Source organism: Sediminibacterium sp. (genome assembly GCF_051861365.1).
Taxonomy (GTDB): domain Bacteria; phylum Bacteroidota; class Bacteroidia; order Chitinophagales; family Chitinophagaceae; genus Sediminibacterium.
In genome coordinates, this window is record NZ_JBHYCW010000011.1 from 38,745 (window position 1) to 51,609 (window position 12,865).

Annotated in this window: 12 protein-coding genes and 1 tRNA gene; 9 read left to right on the forward strand and 4 right to left on the reverse strand. The window is 40.4% G+C overall.

The genetic code is table 11. From position 1 onward, the window contains the following. Positions 1-251 precede the first annotated feature (251 nt). The 4 genes from ACTIEV_RS06880 to ACTIEV_RS06895 all read left to right on the forward strand — a co-directional run bounded on the left by ACTIEV_RS06880 (position 252) and on the right by ACTIEV_RS06895 (position 4,172). Positions 252-1,496: a DEAD/DEAH box helicase gene (locus ACTIEV_RS06880; protein ID WP_178888531.1), complete on the forward strand. Its 1,245-nt coding sequence runs from the start codon at positions 252-254 to the stop codon at positions 1,494-1,496. Between the two features lie 91 nt (positions 1,497-1,587). Then, the gene (locus tag ACTIEV_RS06885; protein ID WP_439516287.1) at positions 1,588-2,823 is read left to right on the forward strand and encodes a serine hydrolase domain-containing protein; all 1,236 of its coding nucleotides are present in this window, start codon (positions 1,588-1,590) and stop codon (positions 2,821-2,823) included. Between the two features lie 106 nt (positions 2,824-2,929). Further along, complete coding sequence (locus tag ACTIEV_RS06890) at positions 2,930-4,054, forward strand: sensor histidine kinase (RefSeq protein ID WP_439516288.1); 1,125 nt, start codon at positions 2,930-2,932, stop codon at positions 4,052-4,054. 36 nt (positions 4,055-4,090) lie between these two features. After that, positions 4,091-4,172, forward strand: a tRNA-Leu gene (locus ACTIEV_RS06895). Positions 4,173-4,223: 51 nt separating this feature from the next. Here ACTIEV_RS06895 and ACTIEV_RS06900 read toward each other — a convergent pair. Further along, entirely contained in the window at positions 4,224-4,532 is a 309-nt protein-coding gene (locus ACTIEV_RS06900; RefSeq protein ID WP_439516289.1) for a hypothetical protein, read from the reverse strand. A gap of 120 nt (positions 4,533-4,652) precedes the next feature. Next, positions 4,653-5,381, reverse strand: a complete 729-nt coding sequence (locus ACTIEV_RS06905) for a sulfite exporter TauE/SafE family protein (protein WP_439516290.1) — start codon at positions 5,379-5,381, stop codon at positions 4,653-4,655. A gap of 137 nt (positions 5,382-5,518) precedes the next feature. On the opposite strand from ACTIEV_RS06905, the gene tig reads away from it, so the two are divergent. From tig to ACTIEV_RS06930, 5 genes are all read left to right on the forward strand, one after another. Next, positions 5,519-6,880 carry a trigger factor gene (gene tig, locus ACTIEV_RS06910; RefSeq protein ID WP_439516291.1) on the forward strand — a complete coding sequence of 454 codons (1,362 nt, stop codon included), beginning with the start codon at positions 5,519-5,521 and terminating at the stop codon, positions 6,878-6,880. A 314-nt stretch (positions 6,881-7,194) separates the two neighbouring features. Further along, entirely contained in the window at positions 7,195-7,884 is a 690-nt protein-coding gene (locus ACTIEV_RS06915) for a ClpP family protease (RefSeq protein WP_250686546.1), read from the forward strand. Positions 7,885-8,001: 117 nt separating this feature from the next. Further along, complete coding sequence (locus tag ACTIEV_RS06920; RefSeq protein WP_250686547.1) at positions 8,002-8,634, forward strand: ClpP family protease; 633 nt, start codon at positions 8,002-8,004, stop codon at positions 8,632-8,634. Between the two features lie 119 nt (positions 8,635-8,753). Then, on the forward strand, positions 8,754-9,995 hold the full coding sequence (clpX, locus tag ACTIEV_RS06925; protein ID WP_178888538.1) for an ATP-dependent Clp protease ATP-binding subunit ClpX: 1,242 nt from the start codon (positions 8,754-8,756) through the stop codon (positions 9,993-9,995). 244 nt (positions 9,996-10,239) lie between these two features. After that, on the forward strand, positions 10,240-10,407 hold the full coding sequence (locus ACTIEV_RS06930; RefSeq protein ID WP_439516292.1) for a hypothetical protein: 168 nt from the start codon (positions 10,240-10,242) through the stop codon (positions 10,405-10,407). A gap of 62 nt (positions 10,408-10,469) precedes the next feature. On the opposite strand, the gene ACTIEV_RS06935 is transcribed toward ACTIEV_RS06930, so the two are convergent. Together ACTIEV_RS06935 and ACTIEV_RS06940 are read right to left on the reverse strand one after the other, a co-directional pair. Beyond that, positions 10,470-10,790 (reverse strand): MmcQ/YjbR family DNA-binding protein, encoded by a 321-nt coding sequence (locus ACTIEV_RS06935; RefSeq protein WP_178888540.1) that lies wholly within the window; start codon positions 10,788-10,790, stop codon positions 10,470-10,472. Between the two features lie 81 nt (positions 10,791-10,871). Then, a complete protein-coding gene (locus ACTIEV_RS06940; RefSeq protein ID WP_322197031.1) occupies positions 10,872-12,728 on the reverse strand; it encodes a 2-oxoacid:acceptor oxidoreductase subunit alpha in 1,857 nt (618 codons plus the stop codon). Between the last annotated feature and the right edge of the window lie 137 nt (positions 12,729-12,865).

A 12,865-nucleotide genomic window follows, 5' to 3' on the forward strand; every position in this document is an offset into this window, starting at 1 on the left:
AAAAAGCGATATTAACTACTAATTGATGATACCTAACTTACGCTACTGTTTACCAAGGACCATGGACTATAAACCATAATCCACTTATTTTCCTTATCTTTGCACCATTCATATACTCTCTCTACACGACTCGATTTCCTTCCGTGACAAAGTTCATCAGTCTTTTACAGGTCGCTTTTAGCATCTACAGGTAGGAAGGTTATATAACAACTGAGCGAATTCAGTTGTGTTTTTATATAAAATTTATTCCATTGACATTTGATTCATTGAATCTGATAGAGCCCATTTTACGTGCGCTCCAGACAGAAGGTTACACAACTCCTACACCTATCCAACAACAGGCTATTCCTATTGTTTTGGAAGGGAATGACTTATTGGGTTGTGCGCAAACAGGAACCGGAAAAACCGCAGCGTTTTCTATTCCATTATTACAGTTACTTTATCAGCAGAAAACTGCTCAGAGAGGTATCAAAGCATTGATATTGACGCCCACCAGAGAACTAGCCATTCAAATTGATGAAAGTATTGCTGCTTATGGCAGACATACCGGACTTTCTCATGCTGTTATTTTTGGTGGTGTATCACAAGTACCCCAAACACAAGCGTTGAAAAGAGGTGTTGATATATTGATTGCAACACCCGGTCGTTTATTGGATCTGATGCAACAAGGTTTTGTGAGTTTACAACACTTACAGTTTTTTGTATTGGATGAAGCAGACAGGATGTTGGACATGGGCTTTATTCACGACGTGAAAAAAGTAATTGCCAAATTACCTGCAAAAAGACAAACCCTATTTTTCTCTGCAACCATGCCTCCGGAAATTGCGGGACTTGCCAATAGCATTTTACATCAACCCAAAAAAGTAGAAGTTACACCAGTATCGTCTACCGTTGAAAAAATTGAGCAGTCTGTTTATTTTGTTGAAAAACAAGATAAGCGAGCATTATTACATCATCTACTGTCTGATCAGGATATCAAAACTGTATTGGTTTTTACCAGAACCAAACATGGCGCCGACAAAGTGGTAAAAGACCTTGTGAAATCAGGTATTGGCGCTGCTGCTATTCATGGCAACAAATCACAAAATGCTCGTCAGCGTGCATTGAATGATTTTAAGAATGGAACACTACGCGTATTAGTAGCCACAGATATCGCTGCACGTGGAATTGACGTAGAGCAATTATCACATGTGATCAATTATGAATTGCCTGATGTCCCGGAAACCTATGTTCACCGTATTGGAAGAACCGGACGCGCAGGTGCTTCAGGAATTGCCATCGCTTTCTGTGATGCGGAAGAAAAAGTAAACCTGAGAGACATTCAAAAACTGATTGGTATTCAGATTCCTATTATTACAGATCATCCTTATGCGATGAGCAATATTTCTCTGACCAATTTCAAACCTGTTTCCAAACAACCACCACCCCAACGAAACCACACACAACGCAGATCTTTCAGAGGCGGTGATAGCAGGCGTTATGCCGGGCAGAGATAGTTTAGCTTATTGCTTATAGTTCATAGCATATTGTAGGAAAATTACTATTTGCTATGGACTATAAGCCACCTGCTATCCCTACCTTAGTAACATGAAATCACAACGTTTACTTAGTCTTTTCTTGTTGATAGTGTTTCCTTCTTTGTTGTTGTTTGCACAACAGCGATCAGCCATTTATTTTCCTGCAGCCGGTGTTTGGGAACAGCGATCGCCATCAGCAATGGGATTGAATACTGCTCTAGTAGAAGAAGCGATTGCATTGGCCAGAGCCAGTGAATCGAAGAATCCACGCAGTATGGAAATCAATCATTACCGAACTTTTGGCAAAGAACCTTTTGGAGAAGGGATCGGTCCATTTGCAGATCGAGGAGAAGCAACAGGGCTCATCATTTACAAAGGCTATATAGTAGCACAATGGGGGGAGCCCATGCGTTGCGATATGACACATAGTGTTACCAAAAGTTTTTTATCTGCAGTAGTGGGCGTAGCAATAGATCAGGGGTTGATAAGGAATGTATATGATACAGTTGCACCCTATATTCCACCGATCGAATGGTACGATCCAAAAGCACCGACCAACAGAGCCGCAGAAGAAATAGGCACCCCACAACTTTTGTTTCCGTTTGCATCGCCACATAATCGTACTATCACTTGGGATGATCTACTCAGACAAACCAGTGATTGGGAAGGAACACTTTGGGGCAAACCGGATTGGGCAGACAGACCGGACGCAGATGCGAATAAATGGTTGAACAGACCACGCAATAAACCCGGCAGCACTTATGAATACAATGATGTAAGGGTAAATGTATTGGCATTGGCAGCAACCAGTGTTTGGAGAAAGCCGCTACCACAAGTACTCAAACAAACCATTATGGATCCGATTGGTGCTTCCAATACATGGCGGTGGACGGGTTATAGAAATGCATGGATTGTTTTGGATGGACAGCCTGTTCAATCTGTAAGCGGCGGTGGACATTGGGGTGGCGGCATGTTCATCAATGCTTATGATATGGCACGTTTTGGTTGGCTTACATTGAATCGTGGAAAATGGAATGGCAAACAATTGTTGAGTGAAGAATGGATCAAAAAATCATTGACACCAACAGTTCCGAAAAACGATTATGGTTATATGAATTGGTTCTTGAATACCGATCGTAAATTCTTACCCAGTGCACCCGCTACTGCATTTACACATGTAGGCAATGGCAATAATCTCATCTATGTTGATCCGGAACATGAACTGGTAGCAGTGATTCGTTGGATTGATGGAAGAGCACAGGATGGGGTGATCAAAAAAATCTTAGAAGCATTGCCAACCAAATAACGCAAACGTTTGCTTAGCTAGAATTCTGATGTGTTAACCGTTTTTAAGTTGTTTTTAAACACATAAGACTTTAATAATAAATAGTATTGCATGATACAACCCCCTGATGTACGATTCTTCGCAGCAATATTCAACAGATTACCAATTCCTCAATGCCGTCATTGATACATTAGAAGAAGGCGTAGTTGTTCAAAATCATGAAGGGAAAATAGTTGGGTTTAATAAAAAAGCATTAGAGCTTTTACATGTGTCTGCTGAACAATTATTGGGTAATACTTCCGGAGATGAAAAATGGAATGCCATTGGTCTTGACGGCAACATTCTTCCCATTGAAGAACACCCGATGGTTATGACCCTTCGCTCAGGTGAGCCACAAAACAAAGTTATTATTGGAGTTACTACTGGGAATGGTGAGTTGAAATGGTTTTCGACCAATACCCGTATGATTGAGGTCAATCAACAAAAATTTGCAGTAGCGGCTTTTACAGATATTTCAGCACTTATTACCCTGAATAAAGATCTTGTTGATCAAAATGCTCAACAACTGAAAATTCAGGAAGAACTCGAAAAAAAGATCAGACAACTCAAAGATTTTGCCGGCATCATAACACATGACGTAAGAGGACCCGCAAATAATATCAAGAAGTTGTTACAAGTATATGAAAGTAAAAAAGACGAAGAATCAGGTCAACAAGCTTTTCAGTATTTAAAACAGGCCAGTAATGATCTGTACAATAATTTGAATGAACTGATCAAATTGTTACAATGGCACTTGGATCAAAAATCCCCTTTGAGTACATGTGATTTTGATGCCATCACCAATAGTGTACTGGTTCAATTAGACCATTTGATCCAACAAAAATATGCAGTCATATACAGGGATTTTACCGTAGCAAGTTTTGATTATGCAAAAGTGTATCTCCATAGTATTTTATACAATCTCATCAGTAATGCGCTCAAGTATAGTCGTGAAGAAACCCCGCTGGAAATTCGACTGGAAAGCTTCATGGATAACGGACGTGTTTGCTTAAGGGTGAGTGACAATGGCAAAGGGATTGACATGGACAAATTTGGCCCTACTTTATTTCGTTTCCAACGCAATACTGAAGTTGAGAATGACAGTAAGGGAATCGGATTGTACCTCGTCCAACATCAGGTCGATGAATTGGGGGGTACCATTTCCGTAACCAGTGAACCAAATAAAGGAACGAGTTTTACCATTATTTTCTGAGTAAATCCCCTACTTTTGCCACCCGGCAACGGAAAAGCGGATGTGGCGAAATTGGCAGACGCACCAGACTTAGGATCTGGCGCCGTGAGGCGTGTAGGTTCGACTCCTATCATCCGCACAAAAAATAAAGGCCCTCACTGAGGGCCTTACTTATGTAAAAAAGTTCTCTTTATACCGCTTCTCGCTTGACCAATAAACCGATCGTTTCATTACTGCCTTCATTGGCAAAAGAAGATTTCACAGTTTCAATGCCTTGGGTGGTGATATAACAATGAGGAGTATCCAACTGTTGTAACATCACAAGCCCCTGCTGAGCCAATGCCAGTAAATGCTTATGAATAGTATCCCAGCTAAATGTAGAATACAGAATCATCTCCCGTGGTGTACAGAGGTATTGCTCGGGATGGGGTTCTTCTCTTACAATCCTGTACAAAGTCTGCAAGGTGTAATAAGTGCTTTCCATATCTGTAAGATACAAAGCCCCCCTTTTTCTGTTGCTTCTCCCAGCCGGTATTTGTCAACATTGAATGCACGAAAAATAAACAAGAATGGTGAAAATATTTACAATACACTGATAATCATTGATTTAAAAATCGCATCATATTGTTAAGGCTTTAAATGTCATGACCACCCCTGTAGCAAAAACAAAGAACAATACGATTTTTCTAAAAGTCTCCTGAGGCACTTTATTCAAGATCATCTTGCCCACATAAGACCCCAAAAAAGCAATTACAATAAGTCCGGGTAAATACCACCAATCTTTTCCCTGCACATAACCTTGATTGACATATACGATTGAACGACTGAGATCTACTCCAAAATCAATAGCTGCAGAAGTAGCAATGAAGACATTTTTTTCTAATGCAAAGGAGGTTAGGGTTATGGCACGAATAGCCCCACCTGTTCCAATAAATCCGGCCAAAAAACCCGCTAGTCCGCCACCTGCAATAGCATTACCGGTATTTGCTTTCATTTTCATGTGTGGTTTCCACCAGAAAAGGATAGCGAAGACCACACAAAAAATACCCAATAACAGTTCTGCATATTGAAAAGTTACCCGATTGGTTAACCAAGCACCTACAATCACCAATACCACACTGGGTATTCCTATCTTCCAGATCAGTTTCCATTGAATATCCTGTCTGAAAAGTACCAGTTTGGCAATATTGCTGAAGACATGCAATAATCCAGTGATTCCCAATACGGTTTTAAAATCAAAAAAGAAGCCTGCCAAAGGCACAAAGAAGACCGAAGATCCAAATCCACCCACAGTTCCTACAATTTCACTAAGAAATGCTAGCAAGAAAAAGAGAAAAGCATTGCCCATAGCGGCTTATTTGGTGTTTGACAGCTGTTTTTATGCGTTAAACTCCTACCTTTGCTGCCCGTTTGGAAAAAGAGTTTCTAACTTATTGAAGATAAGATTTGAGATTCAACCAATAAAATATCAATAAAATATATATCATGGCCACCGTTACCAGAGAAAACATTGGATTACTGACCGACAAATTGACCGTTACTTTAAATAAGGAAGACTACCTATCAGGTTTTGAGCAGAGTCTGAAGAAATATGCAAAGACCGCTAATATCCCAGGATTCAGAAAGGGAATGGTGCCTGCCGGATTGGTAAAGAAAATGTACGGACAAAGTGTTTTCACTGATGAAGTGTTGCGTACAGTAGAAAAGGAATTGAATACTTATCTGAATAACGAGCAGTTAGACATTTTCGCTCAGCCTTTACCATTAGACAACGATGCACGTGCATTGGATATGAATAATCCTGCTGATGTAAGCTTTGCTTTTGAGATTGGTTTAAAACCCAACGTTGAGATCGACACTAAAAAGATCAAAGTAACACGTTATGTGATTGATGTAACAAATGAAATGATCGATCAGGAAGTTGAACGTTTACAAATCCGTAATGGAAAAATGACCGAGCCGGAAGCCGTTGCCGGTGATGAAAACGTACTGAATGTAAAATTTATTGAGTGTGATGAGAATGGCAATGAAATTGAAGGTGGAATTAGCAAAGACAACTCATTACTGGTTAAATATTTTGAAGCATCATTCCGCAAAAACTTCATAGGTAAGAAAACCAATGATACCGTTGTATTGCAGTTGGATAAAGCCTTTGAAGACAAAGAGAAAGAAGCTATTCTGGCTGACCTTGGTCTCACTCCTGCTGATGGCAACCGTTATTTCAAGTTATTGATCACTAAGGTTGGACTGGTAGAGAAAGCTGAGATGAACGCTGAATTCTTTGCAGCAGTTTATCCGAATAACGAAATCACAACTGCTGAAGATTTCCGTGCAGAAGTAAAGAAAGAAATTGAAAATTACTACGCACAACAAGCTCGCAATCAAATCCATGATCAGATCTATCATCACTTGGTAGATCACACCAATATGGAATTCCCTGAAAGCTTCCTGAAACGCTGGTTACAAACCGGTGGCGAAAAGCAAAAGACTGCCGAAGAAGCAGAACAGGAATATCCAACTTTCATCAACCAATTGAAATGGACATTGGTAAGCAGCAAGCTGGTTGCAGACAATAAAATTGAAGTACATCCTGATGATATCCGTGAATTTGCTAAACAACAATTGTTCAGCTATATGGGCGGACAATTGGGTGCATTAGGCGATAACCAACAATGGGTTGACGATTATGCCAACCGCATGATGCAGGATAGAAAATACGTAGAGGAAAGCTACCACCGCATCAGCACCGAAAAATTGTTTGGTTTGTTGGAGTCTCAGGTAACTGCTAAAGAAGAAAGCATCAGCGCCGAAGCCTTTGCAGAAAAACTGCACCATCACCACCACTAGGATTTTTGAAGTTTGATTTCTTGATTTCTTGATTTTTTGATCTCTGATGTCTGATGTCAGATGTAAGAAATAGAATTAAGGCCGGATAGTCATATCCGGCTTTTTTATGAGCTTTCTTAATAAATCAAAGATCAAAAAATCAAGAAATCAAACTTTTGCCCTGCCCTCTGACATGACAAATCAGACATCCGACATCCTACATCAGACATTCCACGTGACTTGTTGTCTTAAACAGAGCTTTGCACAGTATTTGAACAAGGTTTTGTCCGGTGAAATAGCAAATCACTTATCTTCAAAGCGAAAATTGAATCAATATGAATTTTGGAAAAGAGTTTGAGCAGTATGCAGTAAAACACCGTGGTATCAGCAGTGCCACTTTGCATAGTTATCAGCAACACCATGTAACCAATCTCACCCCCTATATCATTGAAGAGCGCCCCCTGAATGTAGCCAGTATGGATGTATTCAGCCGCTTGATGATGGACCGTATTATTTTTATGGGTGAGGGTATCAATGATTATGTAGCCAATATTGTTACCGCACAATTACTATTCTTAGAAAGTACCGATCGCAGTCGCGATATCCAGATGTATATCAATAGTCCGGGAGGCAGTGTATATGCAGGTTTGGGCATCTATGACACCATGCAGTTTATTGGTCCGGATGTAGCTACCATTTGTACCGGTATGGCTGCCAGTATGGGACAAATTCTGTTGTGTGCCGGTGTAAAAGGAAAACGTACGGCATTGAAACATAGTCGTATCATGATGCACCAGCCCAGTGGTGCTATTGGTGGACAAGCCACCGATATTGAAATCACAGCCCGTGAGATCAAGAAACTGAAACAAGAACTATATTCCATCACTGCACATCATACCGGAAAAGATGTAGCCACCATCGCTCAAGACAGCGACCGCGACTTCTGGATGACCGCTCAGGAAGCCAAGGAATATGGACTGGTAGACGAGGTTTTATTGACCAATCCGAGGAAGGAGAAGAAGTAGGAAGCGTATAGCTAATAGTTCATAGCTCATAGTAAATTGCTGTAAATTCCTACCATACGCTATGAACCATTTACCATATGCCGTTTACAACAAATTAATAAGTATAAACTAGGAAACATGATACACTCAAAATACATCAACCCCTACCTCATGGAAGATGAGGAAGAGAATGAACCAAAGGATGATAAACAAGAGCAGACTGGTTTTATGATGAAGAAGATGGAAAAATTGTTCTTTGAAAAAAGAGCGGTTTACTTGTGGGGACCTGTTGAAGACAAATCTGCACGTGATGTAGTCAGTAAATTATTATTGCTGGATGCCGATAAACCCGGCGAAGAAATCAAGTTTTATATCAACAGTCCGGGTGGTGTAGTAACCAGCGGTATGGTCATTTATGATACCATTAAAATGATCCAAAGTCCAGTAAGTACTATTTGTATGGGACTGGCAGCCAGTATGGGATCTATTTTATTGAGTGCGGGTGCCAAAGGAAAAAGGTTCATCTATCCGCATGGGGAAGTGATGATTCATCAACCTAGTATTGGCGGTTACTTCCAGGCAACCAGTGCTGATATTGAAATTCATGCTGAACAGATCCGTAAAACCAAAGAATTAGGAGCCAAAATTCTGGCTGATAATTGCGGGAAAACGGTAGAACAGATCATGAAAGACTTCGACAGAGACTACTGGATGAATGCTACTGAAGCCGTTGAATATGGCATTGTAGACGCAGTTTTGTCGAAAATTTAATCGAAATACACCTTATTTATCCTTTTTAACCCCGTTTAGTAGTCTGAACGGGGTTAACTTTGCAACATCGGACTGATGATTCGTGTCTAGCACAGAAATACAGGTCTGACAATCATTGTATGGCAAAATCAAATCATTTACACTGTTCTTTCTGCGGTAGAAGTCGCGATGAAGTGAAGATCCTCATAGCCGGACAGGAAGGGCATATCTGTGAAAATTGTGTAGAGCACGCACAGGAGATCATTGTACAAGAACTGAATAATAAAGCAGAAAACAATTCCGCCAACTCAGGTTTCAAACTGAATGTCCGCAAACCGGCAGAGATCAAGAAATTTCTGGATGAATATGTGATTGGACAAGATGATGCGAAGAAAGTATTATCTGTTGCTGTATATAATCATTTCAAACGCGTAACGCAGAAACAACAACAGGATGATGTTGAGATTGAAAAGAGTAATATCATCATGGTGGGTGAGACAGGAACCGGTAAGACATTATTAGCAAAAACCATTGCTCGTTTATTAAACGTTCCTTTTGCCATTGTTGATGCTACAGTCTTTACAGAAGCAGGTTATGTAGGTGAAGACGTTGAGAGTATGCTCACGCGTTTATTACAGAACTGTAATTATGATGTAGCAGCCGCAGAGCGTGGAATTGTGTATGTAGATGAACTGGATAAAATTGCTCGTAAAGGGGATAACCCTTCCATCACCCGCGATGTGAGTGGCGAAGGTGTACAGCAGGGATTATTAAAAATGCTGGAAGGAACAGAAGTACTGGTACCCCCACAAGGTGGCAGAAAGCATCCTGAGCAAAAAATGATCAAAGTAGATACCAAGAATATTCTTTTTATCTGCGGTGGCGCATTTGATGGTATCGATAAAGTAATCGCGAGAAGAGTGAATACCAATGCCATCGGATTCAGTGTCAATAAAGAAGAACAGGAAATGCAGCGCAAGAACCTGTTACAATTTGTTAATGCACAAGACCTGAAAAGCTTTGGTCTAATCCCCGAATTACTCGGACGTTTACCTGTTGTTACCCATCTCAACCCATTAGATCAGGAAACATTGAGAAGCATTCTAACAGAACCCAAGAACTCATTGATCAAACAATACACCCGCTTATTTGAATTGGAAGGTATCGAACTGATCATTGATACTGAAGTACTGGATTTCATGGTGAGCAAAGCACTTGAATACAAATTGGGTGCACGTGGCTTACGTAGTATTTGTGAAGGTATTCTTACAGATGCGATGTTTGAATTACCGGGAAGTGATGTAAAACAATTACATGTTACCAAAGCTTATGCAGAACAGATGTTTGGAAAGAGTAAATTGAGTGCATTGAAAGTAGCATAAGAAGAGACAAGATTCAAGAAGATAAGGTACAAGGAAGATTCAAGAAATAAGTTTCAATATTTTATCAGGCGATGGGAATAACTTCTCATCGCTTTTTTGTTGCACCATATTAACTTGCAGTTAGCTAATGGCTTATGGTTCATGGCGTATAGGTCATAGCATATGGTTCATGGCATATAGTAAAACCTTCTTACTATATGCCATGAACCATAAGCCATTAACTACAAGCTAAAAACTAAAACAGATGAACGAACTTATTGAAAGATTAACCAAGGAAGCAGGACTTACTCCTGAACAGGCACAGAAAGCAGTAACAACTATTGCCAATTTTGTAAAAGAAAAATTCCCGATGCTCGGCGGAGCCGTTGATCAGATCTTCGCTGCAGGAGCAAAAGAGGATGGAGCGGAATAGTGGGAAGTGAATTGTCAATTGTGAATAAAGAAACTCACTATTCACCATTGACAATTCACCATTCACTTCCTAACCAAACGATAAGAGGCTTCTATAAATGCTTTGAGTTGACTTGAAGAAAGTATCCCATCCACAACTATCGTATTCCAATGTTTTTTATTCATATGGTAGCCGGGCAAAACAGATTGCGGATATATTTCGCGTAGTTCCACCGCTTCATCAGGATCGCATTTCACATTGAATTGTAAGGGATCATTATCCAATCCCATCAGAAAGAACATTTTCCCATTCACTTTATATACCAATGTATCCGGTCCAAAAGGCGTTGTCTCTTCAACGTTAGGAAAAGAAAGGACAAAGTCTCGTAGGGATTCGATGTTCATAATGTAATTAAAAAGTCAAAAGTGAAAAGTCAAAAAACGGATTCTTTCATCTTTGACTTTTCACTTTTGACTTTTGACTTTTTACTTCTCACTTATCATCTTCCTCACCGCATCCACCAATTCTCCTTTGGTAATCGGCACTCCCATCACTTTATTGTAGCCTTTTGCATCAACAAGGTATTGATCGCGGATGATTTTGATGAGTTGCCCATTATTGATTTCAGGTATCAGTATTTTTTCAAAATTACCTATGATATCTCCCAAATTTTTTGGGAAAGGACGCAGGTAACGAATATGTGCATGACTTACTGCATGTCCTTCAGCTTGTAATTCTTGCACCGCACTCTTAATGGCGCCATAGGTAGAGCCCCATCCCAATACCAATACTTTTCCTTTTTCAGGACCACTATCCAGCGTTTGTAGAGGAATATAATTTGCAATCTTATCTACTTTAGCCTGACGCGTATTCACCATGTGTTGGTGATTCTCCGGTTCATAGTTTACATTACCTGTAACGTCTTGTTTTTCCAATCCACCAATACGATGTTCCAATCCGGGGGTGCCGGGAACAGCCCATGGACGAACCAGTTTTTCATCACGCTTGTACGGCATGAATTTTTCTTCCCCTTCTGCTAATCCCGTTTTGAAACTGATATCAATGGGTTTTAAATCAGCACTGGTAGGGAAACGCCAGGGTTCTGCCCCGTTGGCAATGTATCCATCACTCAATAAAATAACCGGTGTCATGTGTTGTACGGCAATACGTACTGCTTCATAAGCTACATCAAAACAATCACTGGGAGTAGAAGAAGCGATTACGGGCATTGGACATTCTCCATTTCTTCCGTAATAAGCTTGCAACAAATCACTTTGTTCTGTTTTGGTTGGCAAGCCTGTTGATGGTCCACCTCTTTGAATGTTTACAATTAATAAAGGAATCTCTAACATCACTGCCAGTCCCATGGCTTCTGTCTTCAAAGCCATACCCGGACCTGAGGTAGTGGTTACACCCAATGAGCCGCCATAGCTGGCACCGATGGCTGCAGTAATACCTGCAATTTCATCTTCTGCCTGAAAAGTGCGCACACCAAATGATTTATACTTACTTAGTTCATGTAAAATATCAGAAGCAGGTGTGATAGGATAAGTACCCAGGAAAATAGGCAATCCACTTTTATCACTTGCAGCAATCAATCCCATCGCCAATGCCTGATTACCCATAATGCTGCGATATACACCCGGTTTCATCTTCGCTTTCTCTACTTTGTAACGAGTAGTGAAGGCTTCGGTAGTATCTCCATAATTATATCCTGCCTGTAATACTTTGATATTACTCTGCAGGATCACGTCTTTCTTACCAAATTTCTCTTTTAGAAAATCGATGGTATTATCCAGACTACGATTGTACATCCAGTAAAGTAGTCCGAGTACAAACATATTCTTGGCACGATCTCTTTCTTTGGTACCGAGCTCTGTAAATTCTTTAATGGATTCACGGGTTAGTTTGGTGACATCTACTTTGGTTAATTCAAAGCCATCCAAACTTCCATCTTCCAAAGGATTCACGCCATCGGGATAATTGGCCAGACGAAGATTTTTGGCATCAAATCCATCAATATTGGCAATGATCTTACCACCGGGTTTAATGCTTTTCAAGTTCACTTTTAAAGCGGCGGCATTCATGGCTACCAATACGTCACAAAGATCACCGGGGGTAAATACACGATCACTGGAAAAACGCAACTGGAAACCGCTTACACCTGGCAGGGTTCCAATCGGAGCACGGATCTCAGCAGGGAAATCAGGAAAAGTGGCTAGATCAATACCCAATAGGGCTGTATTATTGGTGAACTGTTGTCCGGTCAACTGCATACCATCTCCACTATCACCCGCAAATTTGATGACTACATCTTGTAAAAGCGCTTCTTTTCTTTCCATCTGCCTAGATTATTCCAGCAAAGTTACAGTTTACAAGCAAGTGTGCGTGTCGTTTTTTGAGTACTAGGTACTGGGTGCTAGGTACTAGGTGGGCGTATAGCTTATGGTTCATGGCTTATAGGAATATTGTGCTTACT

Coding starts and splice junctions, on each gene's coding strand:
- ACTIEV_RS06885 (WP_439516287.1), top strand. CDS start 1,588: ATGAAATCACAACGTTTACTTAGTCTTTTCTTGTTGATAGTGTTTCCT.
- ACTIEV_RS06890 (WP_439516288.1), top strand. CDS start 2,930: ATGTACGATTCTTCGCAGCAATATTCAACAGATTACCAATTCCTCAAT.
- ACTIEV_RS06905 (WP_439516290.1), bottom strand. CDS start 5,381: ATGGGCAATGCTTTTCTCTTTTTCTTGCTAGCATTTCTTAGTGAAATT.
- tig (WP_439516291.1), top strand. CDS start 5,519: ATGGCCACCGTTACCAGAGAAAACATTGGATTACTGACCGACAAATTG.
- ACTIEV_RS06915 (WP_250686546.1), top strand. CDS start 7,195: ATGAATTTTGGAAAAGAGTTTGAGCAGTATGCAGTAAAACACCGTGGT.
- ACTIEV_RS06920 (WP_250686547.1), top strand. CDS start 8,002: ATGATACACTCAAAATACATCAACCCCTACCTCATGGAAGATGAGGAA.
- clpX (WP_178888538.1), top strand. CDS start 8,754: ATGGCAAAATCAAATCATTTACACTGTTCTTTCTGCGGTAGAAGTCGC.
- ACTIEV_RS06930 (WP_439516292.1), top strand. CDS start 10,240: ATGAACGAACTTATTGAAAGATTAACCAAGGAAGCAGGACTTACTCCT.
- ACTIEV_RS06935 (WP_178888540.1), bottom strand. CDS start 10,790: ATGAACATCGAATCCCTACGAGACTTTGTCCTTTCTTTTCCTAACGTT.
- ACTIEV_RS06940 (WP_322197031.1), bottom strand. CDS start 12,728: ATGGAAAGAAAAGAAGCGCTTTTACAAGATGTAGTCATCAAATTTGCG.